The 18,685-nt window shown below is 36.4% G+C and carries 11 protein-coding genes and 1 pseudogene; 8 read left to right on the top strand and 4 right to left on the bottom strand.

The genetic code is table 11. The features are described 5' to 3' along the window. Nucleotides 1-30 precede the first annotated feature (30 nt). Nucleotides 31-1,131 (bottom strand): septal ring lytic transglycosylase RlpA family protein, encoded by a 1,101-nt coding sequence (locus ACOWPH_RS22950; RefSeq protein WP_015212427.1) that lies wholly within the window; start codon nucleotides 1,129-1,131, stop codon nucleotides 31-33. Nucleotides 1,132-1,920: 789 nt separating this feature from the next. Between ACOWPH_RS22950 and glsA the strand changes: the two genes are divergently transcribed. The 8 genes and pseudogenes from glsA to ACOWPH_RS22910 all read left to right on the top strand — a co-directional run bounded on the left by glsA (nucleotide 1,921) and on the right by ACOWPH_RS22910 (nucleotide 15,459). Next, a complete protein-coding gene (glsA, locus tag ACOWPH_RS22945; protein WP_042464396.1) occupies nucleotides 1,921-2,889 on the top strand; it encodes a glutaminase A in 969 nt (322 codons plus the stop codon). 408 nt (nucleotides 2,890-3,297) lie between these two features. Further along, nucleotides 3,298-5,226, top strand: a complete 1,929-nt coding sequence (locus ACOWPH_RS22940) for an AAA family ATPase (RefSeq protein ID WP_015212425.1) — start codon at nucleotides 3,298-3,300, stop codon at nucleotides 5,224-5,226. 5 nt (nucleotides 5,227-5,231) lie between these two features. Continuing rightward, nucleotides 5,232-5,849, top strand: coding sequence for a hypothetical protein (locus ACOWPH_RS22935; RefSeq protein WP_150110981.1), 618 nt, complete (start codon nucleotides 5,232-5,234; stop codon nucleotides 5,847-5,849). Between the two features lie 153 nt (nucleotides 5,850-6,002). Further along, nucleotides 6,003-7,227, top strand: a pseudogene (locus ACOWPH_RS22930) (bifunctional sterol desaturase/short chain dehydrogenase). A 1,657-nt stretch (nucleotides 7,228-8,884) separates the two neighbouring features. Further along, nucleotides 8,885-9,484: a helix-turn-helix domain-containing protein gene (locus ACOWPH_RS22925; RefSeq protein WP_015212422.1), complete on the top strand. Its 600-nt coding sequence runs from the start codon at nucleotides 8,885-8,887 to the stop codon at nucleotides 9,482-9,484. Between the two features lie 17 nt (nucleotides 9,485-9,501). Next, complete coding sequence (locus ACOWPH_RS22920) at nucleotides 9,502-12,543, top strand: ABC transporter transmembrane domain-containing protein (protein WP_015212421.1); 3,042 nt, start codon at nucleotides 9,502-9,504, stop codon at nucleotides 12,541-12,543. A 295-nt stretch (nucleotides 12,544-12,838) separates the two neighbouring features. Further along, nucleotides 12,839-14,365, top strand: coding sequence for an HlyD family efflux transporter periplasmic adaptor subunit (locus ACOWPH_RS22915; RefSeq protein WP_015212420.1), 1,527 nt, complete (start codon nucleotides 12,839-12,841; stop codon nucleotides 14,363-14,365). A gap of 308 nt (nucleotides 14,366-14,673) precedes the next feature. Beyond that, nucleotides 14,674-15,459, top strand: coding sequence for a peptidylprolyl isomerase (locus ACOWPH_RS22910; RefSeq protein ID WP_015212419.1), 786 nt, complete (start codon nucleotides 14,674-14,676; stop codon nucleotides 15,457-15,459). 255 nt (nucleotides 15,460-15,714) lie between these two features. On the opposite strand, the gene ACOWPH_RS22905 is transcribed toward ACOWPH_RS22910, so the two are convergent. From ACOWPH_RS22905 to ACOWPH_RS22895, 3 genes are all read right to left on the bottom strand, one after another. Continuing rightward, entirely contained in the window at nucleotides 15,715-16,017 is a 303-nt protein-coding gene (locus tag ACOWPH_RS22905) for a HetP family heterocyst commitment protein (protein WP_015212418.1), read from the bottom strand. Between the two features lie 223 nt (nucleotides 16,018-16,240). Continuing rightward, nucleotides 16,241-17,338: a T3SS effector HopA1 family protein gene (locus tag ACOWPH_RS22900; protein WP_015212417.1), complete on the bottom strand. Its 1,098-nt coding sequence runs from the start codon at nucleotides 17,336-17,338 to the stop codon at nucleotides 16,241-16,243. Between the two features lie 52 nt (nucleotides 17,339-17,390). Further along, nucleotides 17,391-18,569 carry a phosphotransferase family protein gene (locus ACOWPH_RS22895; RefSeq protein WP_015212416.1) on the bottom strand — a complete coding sequence of 393 codons (1,179 nt, stop codon included), beginning with the start codon at nucleotides 18,567-18,569 and terminating at the stop codon, nucleotides 17,391-17,393. Between the last annotated feature and the right edge of the window lie 116 nt (nucleotides 18,570-18,685).

Here is an 18,685-nt window from a genome sequence, read left to right as displayed (position 1 = left end):
GTGAAAAGCGAAAAAGGATGAAAAAAGAGGCTACCTTCCTAGAATATCAATACGCACTGGGGCCACTCCACTGCCAACCATCCCTAATAACCGGGCTGCACCAATAGAAACATCAATTATTCGACCACCGATGTATGGGCCTCGATCATTGATTCGCACAACCACAGAACGGTTATTCCGAGTGTTAGTCACACGAACTTGTGTCCCCATAGGTAAACTGCGGTGGGCTGCTGTCATTGCGTCAGGATTAAACCTTTCACCATTGGCGGTTTTTCTGCCAGCCCAATCATAACCGTACCAAGAAGCTATACCCTGGAAGTTGATTTTAAATCCACGGGCAATCTGTTGTGGCAGCTTTGATGTCAATGCTGGTGTACTGACTGGTAAATTAGCAATTTCGCTGATAGGAGATGCATTACCAATGAGTCTTCGTAGACGATTGGTTGCTTGCAATGCATCTCTTGCTAAATCTTTAGTGCTATCTGCTAGTTGCGTACCTTGATTGATTTCCACCAATTCTTGACCATCAACTTTAATGGTGTAGCGATCTAGCTGCTGTTTAACAGAGTGTGTTTTATCTTGGGCTTTATTATTAACTGGAGATTGTTCTGTTGTTTTCCAACTTACGGTAATCTGACTGGCATCCACATTTTCATCAATCAACTGATTGATTCTAGCGGCTACAACACTAGCTCTTTGAACTGGGTCATCGGCAATGGAGCTAGGAGATTTGCTCACATCTATCACGTTCCCAATACTGGCTACCTTTGCTGAATTATTAGAAACAAGGGCATATGACTTTACGCCATTACCATTTGCAACTGCACCAACTTTGGTTTCTGCACTAGTAACGGGTGCAGAACTTAGAAAGGTAAGAACAGGAATATTCCGGATGTAAAGGGTTGCCGCCTGACGGCCTCCAATACTGTGAGGATGAATGTCCGTTTTCACAGCATCCAAGGTAGGTTTCTGTGCCGGGGATTGATATTCTCCTACTTTGACTACATCAGTTAAAGCCGATGCTGGGGAAGTTGGAGTGTTTTCCTCTGTTGTTTGAGTAAGACCGACTGAGGGTGTACCCAAAACGGTCAGAAACAAGGCGGCAGTAGTCCACAAATGTCTTTGATTCATGCTTCCGATTTTTTAAAGCGACTATAGAACTGAAGTTTTAAATTGGTGGGTTTTTCACAAATGATCGTGATATTCCCTAAAACTCGAACCTGTTCCGCTTTCACTTTTTGTTTATAACTGCAACAGAGTAACATGAACCTTTTGGCTTGGGGATCAGGGTTTTAGCGTAGGCTTTGCTCCGGTCTTCCAATTCCCAGGTAAATTTTTTAGGTCAAACCTTTTTCAAATCAGGTTTTGGGCTTTGTAACATTTTTTTTCGGAACGTCAATAATTTCTTATGAAGAATTAATATCAGTCCATGATTTATTGAGGTGGCTACTATCCTGATCAGTCGCTAGACATTAACTGTACTGAAGTGCTATTTTTAACAAGTATTGAATAGATTTTTTATTAAGAGCCATATCTTCAAGTTTCGTTATTAAGCATAAATACTTAATGAAGTTATGAGCATGAAAATTCAGCTAAACTTAATCAATTGGTCATTATCTAGAAAAATCATCTGAGATCACTACACTGAAATTATGGTAATTTCTTGGTTATATTTAATACAAGGGCTGTAAGATTAACTGGAATATTCACGGTATTATTTAAAATAAAATTTTCCAGTATATTTACAGGAATAAAATTCGCTATTACTTCTTTAAGTATTTTTTCTTGTCAAAAAAAAAGTCATGATGGGAGAGTAAAAATTCTCGTCAGTGAATAAAAACAAATTCCGGGTGTATCAAAAATTACCTATATTGTTGTCACTAACTAGAAAGTCAAGTATAATTATCTATTAGTCAAGTTATCAGCCTTATGGCCAACTCTGAAGATTTAGAAATAGCTTCATTACCATTTTTAGAAGTTCTCAAGGATTTGCATTCTCATTACAAGTCACTGGAAGCAGGTACAGTAGCTAACTACATTCCCGAATTAGCGAAGGTAAACCCCGATTTGTTTAGCATCTGCATTGCTACTGTAGATGGTCAAATTTATGAAGTTGGGGATTATCAACAACTATTTACAATTCAGTCAATTTCCAAGGTGTTTGTCTATGGTCAGGCTTTGGAAGATCATGGACGGGACTATGTTTTGACTAGGGTGGGGGTAGAACCGACTGGGGAAGCTTTTAACGCGATTATTTTAGATGAGCAATCAAAGCGACCTTATAACCCAATGGTAAATGCGGGTGCGATCGCAATTACTAGTTTAATTAAAGGTGCTGGTTCTACTGATCGTCTAAACCGATTGCTAGATATGTATCGGCGTTATATTGGGCGGGATGTATTTGTAGATATTTCTGTATTTACTTCAGAACGCAGTACAGGACATCGCAATCGTGCTACAGCCCATCTGATGCTTAATTTTGGCATGATTGACCAAAATATTGAAGAGTCGCTGGATTTATATTTTAAACAGTGTTCTGTGATGGTTAATTGTCGAGATTTGGCTGTAATGGCAGCTACTCTTGCTAATAAGGGCATTAATCCCATTACAAAAGAAAAAGCGGTAGATAACCGTTATATCAAAGATATTTTGAGTGTGATGTACACTTGCGGGATGTATAACTTTGCTGGTGAATGGGCTTATAACGTTGGTATTCCAGCAAAAAGTGGTGTTTGTGGGGGAATTATTGCTGTTGTCCCTGGACAGATGGGGATAGGAGTGTTTTCACCGTTGCTAGATGTGCGGGGTAATAGTGTGCGCGGGGTGAAGGTGTGTGAGGAACTGTCGCAACGGTTGGGGTTACATCTGTTTGATTGTTCTAAGGGATGAATGAGCGATCGCATCATATATATAGATGAGAGAATAGGAGCAATACCTGTGATAAACTTCGCCGACGCATTTTCATTGCCAAGCCTGTAGGGGCTGGGTTTCCCCGCCCTCGATTGTATTGCATTCGACCGAGAACCGCTGTATCTCCCTTTCTTGTTGTGTTATAGGCACTCTGAAGAAATGAACCACGAAGGCACGAAGATCGCGAAGGAAGAAGATTTTTAGAGAGTTTTTGCGTTAGTCCTGGTAAATTGTGATAACTTCTACCCTGTTGGATATTTCTTTTTTGTAACAAACTAGGTAAGCTAGTCTTGATAATTACCTAGTATTTTGCATCTCGCCATCTCGTGAAAGAATTTAACCTGTAATTTCTTCGGATTAATTTAAAGAAGTAAACCTGATAAAATCATGTTCCTTAGTATTGACCAAATCAGAGAGTCTCTTAAATATTTAGAAAAGGTCGATTCTTTTTGGGGAATTACTTTTTTAAAATTTAAGCAATTACAATTACCAGTAGATAATACTATTAAAATATCGCTATATTCAGAGATTCAAGATTTTTTAGAGAAAAACTATAAACCCTGTAAGGAATCAGCATTTTCTTATAGATGTTTTCGTTTATCAAAAAATCAAAAAAGATGGATGGAACTTGATAGATATGCAAAGTTCATTATACAAGATATTCGTAAAAAAACATTTATAGAAGCCTTGATTGACAAAGTCTTTGAAAAAGAATGGGGTTGGAAAGATAACTATATCGAAATCTTAAAATCTTGTTTATCTCAATATGATAATCAAGTAATTTCAATTTTTCATTTAGCTGTTTGGATCTATCGTGAAAAAGAATGGACATCTGAAACAACAGCAGAAAGCATTATTGAAAATCTCAAAAATGTTTTTTTATTAAATGAACAAGAAATCAATCAATTATTTGATATTGCTATCCCTGAAAATATTAATGTAAACCAGCTTTTTCAAGATAAAGTAGTGTCTTGGGAAGAATTAAAAACTGTTATTGGTAAACCTCCAGATGTTCTACCCGAAGAAGGCACTTTAACTTATTTAGAAATACAAGGTGTAGGTGCTGCAAGTAAACTTTGTTTTGAACCAGCAGAACAACTGAATTTAATTACAGGTGATAATGGACTAGGTAAAACTTTTTTACTAGAGTGTGCATGGTGGGCTTTAACTGGACAGTGGGCAAATTTACCAGCATATCCAATGCAAACTATAAGTGAAGATGAACCTAAAATTATTTTTGAAATTTCTGGAGATTCTGAATCTGATAAAGAAAGTATTTCTTATGATTGGCAACTTCAAAGATGGAATGAAATTAAAAATCGCTCAACTATTCCCGGTCTTGTAATTTATGCCAGAGTAGATGGTTCTTTTGCCGTATGGGACACAGCAAAGCAGTATTTGTCATTTTCATCTCGTGTTCAAGATATTAAGAAAGTACCACTTCCTTTTGTGTTTACTAAAGATGAGTTATGGAATGGTCAAAAAGATGAAAATGGCAATACTTTTATTAATGGATTATTACAAGATTGGATTCAATGGCAAAGTAGACCAGATAAATATCCATTTAACACCTTAGTAAAAGTATTAGAACGTTTATCTCCTCCCTCTGAAGGTGATTTAGGAATTTTAAAACCGGGAGAACCTGTCAGACTGCCTTATGATGCTAGAGAAATTCCCACCATAGAACACCCTTATGGAACTGTTCCCATTATTCATGCTTCGGCAGGGGTTCAGCGGATAATTACAATGGCTTATTTGATAGTTTGGGCTTGGGAAGAACATAAAATACAATCAAAACTTATCCGCATAGAACCACAGAAGAGAATGGTTATTTTAGTAGATGAGTTAGAAGCGCATCTTCACCCCCAATGGCAAAGGGCTATTTTACCTGCTTTGTTAGATGTCAGAGATGATTTAGCTGCTGATTTACAAGTACAAATCATGGTTGCTACTCATTCTCCTTTAGTAATGGCATCTGTAGAACCTAGATTTGATGAAAAAATTGATAAGTTATTTAGTCTAGAACTAGTGAAAAGCGATTTATTAGGTAATGAAGTCCAAATTGAGGAACTTCCTTTTATACGTCAAGGTGTGGTAGATTCTTGGTTAATGTCTGATGTTTTTAAATTGCGTCAACCTCGTTCCTTGGAAGCAGAAAAGACATTAAATGCTGCCAAATCTTTGCAGTTTTCAGATAATCCTGACTCGGAATCTGTAGCAAAAGTATCAGAGGAATTGAAAAGGTATTTAGCAGAAGATGATGAGTTTTGGCCAAGATGGGTTTATTTTGCAGAAAGGCATGGAGTAGAGTTGTGATACCTGTGCAGTTTCAGCGTAAACCTGATGATTTTGACAAAAAAGTCAGAAATCCAGGCTTGACTTTCTTAAGTAAAGTTCCTAATCCCAAAACTGAAGATTGGAAAAAAGGAGCATATTGGCAGGAATCCTTAGATGATTTATGTAAGGTTTATGGTCGTATTTGTGCTTATTCTGCTCAATGGATGCCTAGAACTGAAGGAACTCCGACTGTAGATCATTTTGTTCCTAAGTCTGCAAAACCAGAATGGGCTTATGAATGGGATAATTTTCGCCTTGCTTGTTTAAAGTTAAATGCTAGAAAACGCAATTTTTTAGACGTTATAGACCCTTGTTCATTACAAGAAGATTGTTTTATTCTCGATTTTCCTTCTTTATTTATTCAACCTAATCCAAATATTTTAGATCCTCTTCAAAACAGATTAGTTACTACAATTAAACGCCTCAAACTTAATGAAGATGATAATTGTGTAAAAGGAAGACTAGATTGGCTACTACCTTATTGTCAAAAAGATTATCCTTTTGAATATTTAAAAAGCAAAGCTCCATTTATTGCTTATGAATTAGAACGTCAAGGTTTAGTAGAGGTAGAAAAAATAGCATATATCATGGGAGTACGATAAGTTACATTAGTATCGTTTAATCCCATTGTAAAATTTTTAGACAGTCTTGATACTGTGTGAACGAACCAAGTTTTAACAGAGTGGGATAGTTTTCTAGATTTTTAATGGTCGAATAATATACCATCTTTATTAAGTTGTGTGAATAAAAACGTGATGAGACTGGCTGAAAACTTAACAATGGACTGGGTTTTAGTAAATACCTGTATACAGTTTACTCTTTGGGGGTGTTGTTCCCTGTTACTGGCGGAAATATTAAGAGATAGTTACCATGCTTTGTGTCACCAATTTACCTGGCTGGCAAAATGGCATAATAAGCACCATGCAGCTTACCGTCGGGATTTAACCTTGGTTTCCCAGAAGGCTTACACAGATTCCCAGTTGTATCACGATATAGTCGAGTCGATTATACTGGTAGTTATGTTAACAGCAGTAGCCTTAGTTGCCCAGCAATGGGGATTATGGTTGGGAGTTGCGTATGCGGTAACTTTTTATATATGGTGCGTCTTTGCGATATTTCCAAGGGACTATTGACACAGACTATAACCATTTACCAGGCCCCTTAGAAAGTATTCCTTCCGTTTGGTTGGTGAATCGAAGTTACCATTGGCGACATCATTTTGATGATGTTAATGCTTATTACAGTGGTGTTTTTCCTCTCGTGGATAAAGTATTAGGAACAGGACTTTCTCTTAAAGGTAAAACTGTTGCTTTAACTGGTGCGTCAGGTGCTTTAGGAAAAGCATTAGTAGGGGAATTACTCAAGCACAATGCCAAAGTCGTAGCATTAAGTACTAATCCTGATAAAATACAGGCGCAAACTGGGTTAAAAGTACTTGCTTGGGAATTGGGTAATGAAGCCCAACTCAAAGCCAGCCTAGAGAAAGTGGATATTTTAATTATCAATCATGGTGTGAACGTTTATAGCGATCGCACTTCGGAAGCAATTCAAAACTCCTATCAAGTCAATACCTTTTCAGCTTTGCGGTTGATTGATATATTTTCTACCACTGTCACAGGCCCAGAAGCCAAAGCAACCAAAGAAATTTGGGTGAATACCTCGGAAGCGGAGGTTTCCCCAGCTTTGAGTCCCCTCTATGAACTCAGCAAAAGAGCATTAGGTGATCTGATTACTCTCAAGCGGTTAGATGGGGTTTGTGTAATTCGCAAATTAATTTTAGGGCCGTTCAAAAGTCAACTCAATCCGTATGGTGTGATGTCACCACCCCAAGTCGCACGGGGTATTATGTTTTTAGCCAAGCGGGATTTTAGAAATATTATTGTCACAGTGAATCCGCTAACTTATTTGTTGTTTCCAGTGAAGGAATTGAGTGCATGGTTGTACTATCGTATTTTTAGTAAGTCAGTGAAGGTTAAGTAACTTGTGAGGTGGGCATTTATTGTCCACCATTTTCGAGCTACTAATGGTTTTAGCGATAGTGTATAGCCTTTTGCTAATGCGTGACGGTAATTTGAGCAGTTTAAATTGAATCAGATCTGCAAAAGTTCTGCCAGAATGGCAAATATACACTCATAACATCTTATAAATTAGAAATAACAACCTGAAGAGGTAAATGGCAAACAAATCAATTTTTACCAATAAAGTGAATGATTATATCTGACCATGAAATACATAATACTGAAGTTTAAGCATTCAGGCATTCATGGATAAGATAACTTTTACACTCAAGACTGATCAAACCTAACTAAAGGTGGTTCTTTTTTCAAGAAATCTATGCAACTAAAAGTTGGGGTAGTGGCTTCCCTCAAATTTTAGATTGTGCTAGAAACTACTTTACTATTTTATGTGTTAATTCTTAATGAAAAAATTTTCACACTAACTAAAAGTAGTCTTGTAAATGGAAAGTTAGGATGAAATTGTCCTCATGGCTGGTAAAACTTATAGCTATTACACTTCTGTTGCAATTATTATAATCCTATTTCTCCCAAATAGGATGAGATGATCTTCACTGTATAAATTGGCAATTTATATATTGGATACTGGAAGCTGAAACCTTTTACAGCTTCCTTTTATTATGAGTATACCCTATTCAAATATCCAGGACTTACGCAATACAGGATGGAAGTAGGGATAATTCATGAATTACCCTCACGCAATAATCAGCTTTTGAGTTCAATCTTGCGTAAGTCCTATATCCTTTAAGGGAGAAGTATTGTTGATTATTTTCCCAATTTGCAAATTTCTACAATAAATTTCTTATTTAGTTATTTGCCCCAGGTTAGATTTCGTAACTCAATTTACCTATTGCGGAGACAATATAAAATCAAATATCAATTTTCATACTATAGATAGATATAAATTGAGTATATTTCAGACCTTAATAGAGTGTAGGTTTACTTCTGATGGTAGAGGTATAGTAATTTGAAGTGAGTGGTGGCATTTATTTTTATATTTTTAATTAATTCATTGAATAAAAATTAAAATAACTTACAATCGGATCTATTTAATGATTTCTTTTATATTTATCATCCTTAAGTAATTCATCTAATGAATATAAACTTGATATAAATTATTATAAGACTTGTAAGGATTCAGAATACGAAATGTTTGATATGACAGGAAACAGAAAAAAATATCCTTCTTCCTTCTTCATTCTTTCTCCTGACTCCTGAATTCTTACAAAGACTTTAAAAAGGTTTTTCTATAAGCTTCTTATAAAGATATAGGAAAATTTATTAATGAATAAAAGCGGCTAAAAATAAAACTTGAAGAACTGGCTTTTTAAATTTCTCTGGCGGAAAATTTCAGATTTATGAAGATATGCTGATGAGAAAACACTAATATTAGGATAGTATTAAGAATATAAATATAGATGGCTTCCTTTGTTGAGTTTAATGACTTTTAGGCTTTAATTTGTGGAACAAGTTTTATTTCATTATTGAGTAATGGAAACTCAACTAATCATCAATACTTAATTAGTTTGAAGTGGTTAATTAATTTTGCATCTGGATTTTAGTAACAGATGTAATGGATAAATTTGCCCACATTTTGCAGTAGACGGCAACTGGTAATCATTATGTCATTCTCTTCTAATCCACACAAAGTTTCTGATATTTACGATGCACATGAAAGCAAGTTTTTAACACCTTTTCAGCGTAAAGTGCTGATTAAAAACTTGCAAGCTAATCTACAGCCAGAATATCGACGTAGGATTGAAATTATGTTGTTAGCAGATATGGGGAAATCTCAATCTCATATTTGTGAAATTATTGGTTGTTCTCAGGAAATGGCGAGGTATTGGATAGGTATAGCTGAGGCTGGTATGGCACATAAGTGGAATGAACGGAGAATCGGTAGACCAAAGACTGTTAATAATCAATACATTGATAGATTGAAGGAATTAGTAAGTCATAGTCCGCGTGAATATGGCTATGCTTTTGGTTATTGGACTGCTCAATGGTTAAGTAAACATCTAGCAAATGAATTGGGGATTGAAATTAGCGATCGCCATATTAATCGCCTACTTAAACAAATGGGACTTTCTACTAAACGTAAAAGTTCCCACCAAACAAAAAATAATCCAAATCAGGATACTGGCATTACAATTTGTGATTTGCAATCTAACTCCGAACCTAGTTTGCATTGGTCATTTAATTTAATTCAGACCAATAACTAATATTTGGAGGTCAGGAAATGCCATCAGCGTTTTCTCAATCACAGTTAGCTGCACAAATTACCCATATTTTGGGTGATTCACTATCAAGTCAAGAACTTGAAAATTGTATCCAAGGCTTAGAAATTATTGAACCACCAATAGCCAAGCAGTTTTGGCAAGCGATTACAGCCGCACCGGGAATTTATATAGTTCTGTCTGGTAAAGTTAGGCTGTTAGATGGTTTGAATAATTTAATTTCCACGTTGACATCTGGTTCATCCTTTGGAGAGTTGACTTTATTTCCAGAACAGAAACTGAGTTCTTATGTGGCTAGAGCTTCTGTTAATTTAACATTGGGTTATCTTTCCCAAGAGGTAATTAGTCAATTTCCGAGTGTATGCAATCGCCTACTTCTAAAGGCAGAAATTTGGGATACACTGCTATTATTGTGCCAAAATTCTGCTACACCTCGCCATGAATCAGTAGAGGAAATGCTAACAGCATTATCCTTATTTGAGAAACAAAATCTAGAAGTTGGTTCTCTGAATATCAAACTCACCAAAAATACTAAATTGTTGCTAGTACATCAAGGAGAATTGCAACATTCCCAAGGTATAAAATTAACGCCAGGTAATATTTATGTCAATCCTCAACATGGAAATTGGCAAGCAACGCAACCTACAAAAGCTTACTTTTTACGTCATGCTGATTGGCTCACAGTAATACAACACTGGCCACAATTAAGTAAGTTGATGAATGTTGAAGATGAGCCAATTCCAGAACCAATAAAGCGGGAAGTTAAAGCCAAAAACCGCAATGTGATTCAATTTCCCCAAACGACAACACAGACAGAATCACAACCAAAAAAACATCAAAGCTATTTCCCTAGTCCTACAGTTACAGCGGGGAATTGGTGGCGCAAAATTCACAAACGCTACCCATTTTTAGAACAACAAAGTGCTTCTGATTGTGGTGCAGCTTGTTTGGTGATGATTAGCCGTTACTGGGGTAAAAATTTCAGTATTAACCGCTTGCGAGATTTATCCAATGTTAATCGCGCTGGCGCATCAATGCGAAGTTTAAGCACAGCGGCTGAAACTATTGGATTTGCTACTCGTCCGGTGAGAGCCAGTTTAGATAAATTAGCACAACAACCCCTACCAGCGATCGCACACTGGGAAGGTAAACATTACATCGTTGTCTATGAAATTACCAAAAAACGGGTCATTGTAGCCGATCCTGCGATCGGTCAACGCAGCCTATCTATTGGCGAATTCAAGGCAGGTTGGACTGGTTATGCGTTGTTATTGCAACCAACAAACTCACTCAAAGAGACCCCAGAAGCTAACACACCATTCTGGCAACTATTTGATTTAGTTAAACCTCACTCACAAGTCCTACTAGAAGTATTTGTTGCTTCGGTGTTAATTCAAATCTTTGGACTGGTGACACCTTTATTTACTCAACTATTATTAGACCGAGTAATTGTTCAAGGTAGCACCGTTACTTTAAACACCGTTGGTTTTGGGTTGCTAATTTTTGGCTTATTTCGTGTCGTCATTAATGGACTCAGACAATATTTACTAGACCATACAGCTAACCGAATTAGCGTAGCTTTGATGGTAGGTTTTATTAAACATACTTTCCGCCTACCTCTGTCATTTTTTGAATCTCGTTATGTTGGTGATATTGTCTCTCGTGTCCAAGAAAATCAGAAAATTCAACGTTTCTTAACTGGTGAAGCACTGTCTATCGTCTTAGATTTACTGACGGTATTTATCTATGTAGGATTGATGTTTTGGTACAGTCCGCCCATGGCTTTATTAGTCTTAGCAATTGTACCACCTTTTTTCTTACTAGCGCTTTTTGCCACACCTTTTTTAAGACGCATTAGCCGTGAAGTATTTACTGCGGTAACTAAAGAAAATAGTTACTTAATTCAAAGTCTCACTGGAATTTCTTCAATTCGCTCCATGGCAATTGAACAAACAGTCCGCTGGCGTTGGGAAGAACTTCTCAATAATTTGACCAAGAAAAACTTTAGTGGTCAAGTCATTGGTAATCAACTACAAATTATTAGCTCCACAATTCAAACTGTAGCCAATACTGGCTTACTGTGGTTCGGAGCTTGGTTAGTCATTCAGAACCAATTAACAATTGGACAATTAGTTGCGTTTAATATGTTGTTGGGCAACGTTATTCAGCCTTTTCAACGGTTAATTATATTGTGGAATCAATTGCAGGAAGTAATTATTTCCACAGAAAGAATTAATGATGTATTAGAGGCAGAAGTAGAAGAAGACTTAGCCGCCCAACCCCGTCAGAGTTTACCTAGATTACGCGGTCATCTGCGCTTTGATAACGTCACTTTTCGTTATCATTCAGACAGTGAAATTAACATCCTAGAAAATCTCAGTTTTGAAATTCTGCCTGAGCAAACTGTAGCAGTTGTAGGGCGGAGTGGTTCAGGAAAAACAACTCTTTCTAAGTTAATTTTGGGTTTATATCCACCGACAGATGGCAGAGTATTAATTGACAATCAAGATGTGACTAGTATTTCTTTGCAATCACTGCGATCGCAAATAGGAGTCGTTGACCAAGATACATTTTTATTTGGTGGAACAATTCGGGAAAATATTAGTATTGCTCATCCAGAAGCTGCGCTAGAAGAAATTATGGAAGCAGCACAGCTTGCAGGAGCAGATGAGTTTATAAAACGCATGGCTATGGGTTATGAAACCCAAATTGGTGAAGGTGGAGGAATGTTATCAGGGGGACAACGCCAACGCCTAGCTATAGCTCGTGCTTTACTGGGAAATCCTCGTCTTTTAATATTAGATGAAGCTACCAGTCATCTTGATTCTGAATCTGAGCGAATCATTCAAAATAATCTCAGAATCATCCTCAAAGGACGCACAAGTTTAATTATTGCTCACCGCCTTTCTACTGTGCGTCATGCTGACCTAATTTTAGTTTTAGATCGCGGTGTTTTAGTTGAAAGCGGTACTCATGAAAAATTAATTGCCAAGAGAGGACATTATTACTATCTCAACCAACAACAACTTGCACAAACAGTTTAAATTACAGCAGGAGTCAGAAGTAAAACTAGCTTGATATCCAGTTTTGAATTTAGATTCCGTACTTCTCATTAAGGACACATTTCTAAAATTTTATTGTTTCAAATCTTCTCAATTCAAAATTGGTAACTTCCAATCTCAACCTAGAGACGTTGCATACAACGTCTCTAATACATATGTCAGATTTGAAACCAAATTTCATCATTCCATAAATGAATTTTATTCGCATAAATCGGCGTTTAATCATTCATGGTTTCACCTTGAAAGTAAGTCTAATCTTATTAGTCCCAAATTAGTTATGCCACAATCAAATTACAATTCATCATCCACTCTTGTTTTACCAGAACAGGCTCAAGCATCTTTGGGTCAACATAGTGCACAGACAGCAACTAAGGAAAAAGATTGGTTTTATGGTACGGAAGAATTATTAGATGCTTTACCGAAAGCATGGACACGCTCAATGCTTTATTTGCTGGTTAGCTTTGCAGCTATAGCTCTACCTTGGACAATGTTTTCCCAAGTTGATGAAACCGGAAATGCTATTGGCAGAATAGAACCCAAAGGTGCAACCCAAAAATTAGATAGTGTAGTTACTGGGAGTGTGATTGCAGTTAATGTTACAGAAGGTGCAACTGTTAAAGCAGGGCAAGTCTTAGTCGAAATTGAATCTGATGTTTTGCAAACAGAATTACAACAAACAAAAGCCAAATTAGAAGGATTATTAAGCCGAGAAGGACAAATAAAATTACTCAAAAATCAAGTACTTCTGGCTATTAATATTCAAGAACAACAAAATCAGTCTCAAAATTTAGCAAAACTTGCTCAACTTAATCAAGCACGGCAAAATTTAGATGCTAAACAAAGTGCATATCATTTGCAAAAATTGGAAAAACTTGCTCAAGTTGATCAAGTAAAACAGAATATAAATTCTAATCAAATTGCTCATCGTTTAGCCAAAAGTCGTTTGAGTCGAGATTTATCAGAAGTTTCACGTTATCGCACCCTTTTAAAGGCTGGTGCAATTCCCCAAACCAAAGTTGTAGAATTAGAAAAAACAGCGGAAGATAGCGAACGTTTGCAAGAAGAGGCAACTGCTAATATCCAACAATCCCAGTTGCGCTTACGAGAAGAATTCAGGCGCTATCAGTCAATTATGAATCAAGCCCAGTCAGATATTGAACAGGCTAAATTACGGTTGCAAGAAGAGGAAAGTAGCTATCAGGGTGTCATCCAATCAGGTCAATTGACATTGCTGAAAAATCAGGAACAGGTGAAAGATTTGCAAACACAAATTACTTCTCTGCAATCAGAAATTACTCAAACTCAGAGTCAGATTACATCCTTACAATTACAATTACAGCAGCGGGTAGTACGATCCCCCATTGATGGCATAATTTTTGAATTACCCATTAAAAAGCCTGGTTCTGTTGTACAACCGGGACAAATGATGGCTCAAGTTGCCCCGAAAAATGCTACTTTAATTTTGAAAGCGCAAATGCCTAGCCAACAGAGTGGATTTGTGAAGGTAGGAATGCCGGTTAAAATTAAGTTTGATGCTTATCCTTTCCAAGAATATGGTGTCACTCAGGGACGTGTTACCTGGATTTCACCTGATTCTAAAATTCAAGAAAATAGCCCCAATCGTCTCGAAAGTTATGATGTAGAAATTGCGTTGGAACAACCATATATACAAACGGGTAATAAACGTATACCCTTGACACCTGGTCAAACAGCAACAGCAGAAGTTATTGTGCGTCAGCGACGAGTAATTGACTTTATCTTAGATCCATTCAAAAAGCTAAAAAATAATGGTCTAGAGCTTTAGTAATGAGCCGTTAGTTAAATTTGAACTCAGTAAGTAGATGGGCATAATTAAAACTAACTTGTGGGATTGTTGGCTGTTTACAGTTTATAGTTAACAGCCAATATTTAATTGAATGTGAGTTTGAATAAAAACCTATTGTCACCTATCTTTAGATATAATTTAAAATAAAAGATTTTATTGAATATGATATTTTTATCTGAAAATTCTTTGTGTAGGATATAAAATTAGAATACGGTAAATTGTAACTTGGTAGATTACAAAATTGAAAATTGGAAATCATAAATTGGTATCACTGGAGGAATTAGATTATGTTAACATCGGTGATTGTTTCTCCTGAAGATATTCTTTATCATATCAAGATATCTTGTCAGATCCCTAATTTACTAGAAGCAATTGCTACTAGGAAAATTATTGCTGATACGGCTGTTAAAGAAGGAATTAAGATTGAGATTGAAGAACTACAACAGGCAGCGGATAGCCTACGATTAGCAAACAAACTGATTAAAGCAGAAGATACTTGGCTTTGGTTAAAACAACATTATCTTTCTTTAGATAACTTTGAAGAAATTGCTCATATAAACTTACTCTCTGCAAAGTTGGCTAATCATTTATTTGTAGATAAAGTTGAACCTTCTTTTTATGCTCACCAACTTGATTACACCGGAGCAGTAACTTATGAAGTGATATTTGATGATGAAGATTTAGCCTTAGAAATATTTTATGCTTTACAAGAGGGAGAAATAAGTTTTCAAGAAATTGCTCGTCAATATATCAAAAATCCAGAACTGCGACGTGCAGGAGGATATCAAGGTGTTCGTCAACGTAGTGATTTTAGACCAGAAATTGCAGCAGCAATTTTCGCTGCTACTCCACCACAAATTCTCAAACCAATAACTACACCTCACGGAGTACATATAATTATGGTTGAAGAAATTATTAAACCCGAGTTAAATGAACAAATGCGCTTAAAAATTGTGGGGGAATTATTTACAAATTGGTTGAGACAACAAGTGAACCAATTAGAAATTGTCGCCAAGCTAGTAGAGGATAAAAATTTTCCATCTTCTCCAGAAATATTGAGCGAGGCTAGTTAACTGAATTTTTCCCTAGTCATGCCTACATAAAACTAAAACATATTACTTTTACTGGAAGTAATCAAAATCAAAAAACCGAGAATCTCTAACTGCTTAAAAGCAGATTCTCGGTAAGTATTTTATATTTATAGCTTTCCCCACTCTAGTTAGATACAAAATTACCCCTCCCCAACCCTCCCCTTGGTAAGGGGAAGGTGTATTTGATGAGCTTGGGAATTGCTATAGCTCCTCATAAATTATCAATTATTCATCAATTTAGTTTGAGCTATGTTTACTAGTATTTAATTTAATCCAGCTTAATTTGATGTGAGGAAATTTTAATTTTCTGTGATGAGTTGGATGATGATTTACTTCAGTGAAAATAAAGTTTTCTTGGAGTAATTTATGGTAAGTTTCTTGAGGTATGTAGTCTTGAGGGTCATATCCAGAAAAATGCAAGAATAGAATACAAGCCCAAGAATATTTACCTAGAATAATTGCTTTGATAATTTGTTGAAATTGTGAGTGGTCAAATATTTGATCTAACTGTTGTTTTTGCTCAAAATTTTCTTGAATCATACTAAATACCTTGGAAATGAGAACTTAAACTAATTGATCAAGGCTACTGGATACAGTAAAAATTTGGTAAAGAATTAAGTCTGAATTAATAGCCATTTATTAAACAGATTTACAGCAGATTACAGAAATGTACAGAATCAAAATTTAAACCTAGACACATTCGCCAGTTTTACTCCTGACTCCTGACTCCTGACTCCTAAATTCTGCTGTAAATTTATGACAATTAAGATAAGGGAGTGTAAATATCTTTGGATCTGGGATTTAGGTAAGGACATTGCAATTGAATTTTATGTACTGCAAAATGTTTGAAAATAGATGCCATTCGACCTTCTGGACTATATTCACCTTGCTCCCAAGCAGCAATTAAACCATTAGCGATAATTTGACAGCGATTTGTACCAAAACTTTCTTGATCACTAAATTTTTGATCCGGTTCTTCAGCGCAAGCTAATCCCGGTGCTAACAACTTGGTAAATAAAGGTACTTGTTCCTGAAAGTAGGATTTATTTTCTGCATAGAGCCTTTCTAATACTGGGTGAACGACATCATAGTTGCCTTTGTTAAAGTAAAGCACGGCTGAGTCATAACGTCCATAATCTGACGGATTATATAGTGCTTTAAATGAAAAGGAAATCGGGATATTATTTAGTTGTTCTGTTAAAGTTTCCATAACTGCGGCGGCCCCTTCTGGTGTTAAGTTAAAGTAAATTCGGGTAATTTGATGATTATTTTGGGAGCCTGCATTAGCTACAGCCATATAAAATCCTTTCTGCACCACATTTTTAGGCATTTTGATAGATACAAACTTACCAATAGTTACGGCTTGGTTTGTTGGTAACAGATGTATGTTGGGTTCAACGTGCAATGTTAATCCATTTTTCTGTACTGCCAATGTGCGATCGCTTTCTTCCCTGACTACCTGCCAGTTATGACTCCAGTAGCCTTCACTTTTGTTCCTGGTATGTAAGCGATCATAAAATTCTAAATCTACGCCGAATAAGCTGTTATTTTCGATATTTTGGGGTAATTTTACATCAGGTTCCTCTTGATCAGAATTAAGAATAGGTTTCGAGGCAACGTTATAATAAGCACTGTATAGAAAATTACGTAGTTGCAACTTCAAATGCTGTTGCTGCATTTCCAATGGTAACTGCTCAAAACGAGAGATGACTGACTCTGGTAATTCTAATGGTTTGTAGTTTGAATGCTTGATACAGTGGTAAGATTCAATTTCAATCTCATTCACCATATCTTGCAGTGATATCTGCAATTGTGCTGGCAATTCTGAAAGTTGGCTGTGCAGTGAATCTAATAGTTGCATGGGTCTACTAGGATTTAGGGTGTATAGTGGAGAGTTGATTTCATCCCTTAAATTAGGCAGGGGATAAGTTTGCCTTCATTAGATCTGATATTTCCATGCCAAAAATTGTGGCTACAGATGCTTGAGGACGACATAATAAACTTTTGGCAACTTGGAGAATACAGATACCGGAATTCCCAAAGGTTCTTTCGTGTTGCAGCGTGGCTTGAATAGAATTAATTAAGGCAAAACCGCAGAATTGCATAACTAATGGCAAGAAATCAGGACGAAGCTCTAAAATTTCGGGGAAGTTAGCTAAATAAGCAGTCAGCAAGGATGAGAGGGAAGGTTGCAGCAGTTGTAAGGGTATGGCAGCTAAACGTAAGGATTCTTCAATTGGTGTTGTTTTGCTAGTTACCATGCTATGTAGCCAGATTTGTAGGTAACTAGCAATTATTGCGCCTAAATCGCTGGCAGGATCTCCCCAAGTGCCACGTTCCCAGTCAATGAAGCGAATTATCTTGTCACTAAAGGGTGATTCGTCGTGGATAGTTGCTTGCCAGTTTAAGGAAATAAGAATATTGTTGAGCTTGAGATCGTTGTGAGTTAAACAACAAGGACTAACAGCGTTACCCAAATCTGCGATCGCTTTCCCCAGATTATCGTAACGTTGATAGAGTGCAAAAAATTTCAACCCATCAGCAGGAACTAAACCAAACACTTCTGGTGTAATTCTATTTAATCTGTCCGTCTGGTGAGACTGTGTAGCATTGCTGGCATTCTCAGAGGTTTGGAAAAACTCCCGATAGTCTTGACGGTTTATGGTTAAGCGATGAATTGATGCTAAAGTCGCTCCAATTGACCGAGAAATATCAGTGGAAAATAAATTTTCTTTTGCATAAAATTCTGCTAAATCACGATAGTCATTGAGATAATTGAAAACAATGATGGAATTTTCAGCATCAAAATGAATTACTTCTGATAAAGATGAGCGCAAATGGCTAGTTTCTGGAAATATTCTCAAAAAATTATGCACCTTCCACTCATCAAAAAACTCACCACGAGTTTTACCTTCTCTGTTCAAACGCTCTTGCTTGACTAGCAGTTGACGACCTTCGGGTAAGCTGACTAACAAGTTAAAGTTTTTCGCTGGTTTTAACTCAATTTCACTTAATGATTGTTCGGCTTGAGTACACAATCCTTGAGAAATAAGGTAGTTAAAAACATTTTGATAGCTTAAAATAAATGGCATAACTTCAAATGATTATGAAATAGTTTAAAACTGTTGTGTCAATAGTTAAGAACTCAGGAGTGAGGAAACACTACGAGACCTGCGGTTGAGAATGTTTATGAAATCAGGAATATAGC

This window comes from Anabaena sp. PCC 7938 (assembly GCF_049315035.1).
GTDB classification, from domain to species: Bacteria; Cyanobacteriota; Cyanobacteriia; order Cyanobacteriales; family Nostocaceae; genus Anabaena; species Anabaena cylindrica.
This window is presented reverse-complemented; position numbering and strand designations above follow the sequence as displayed.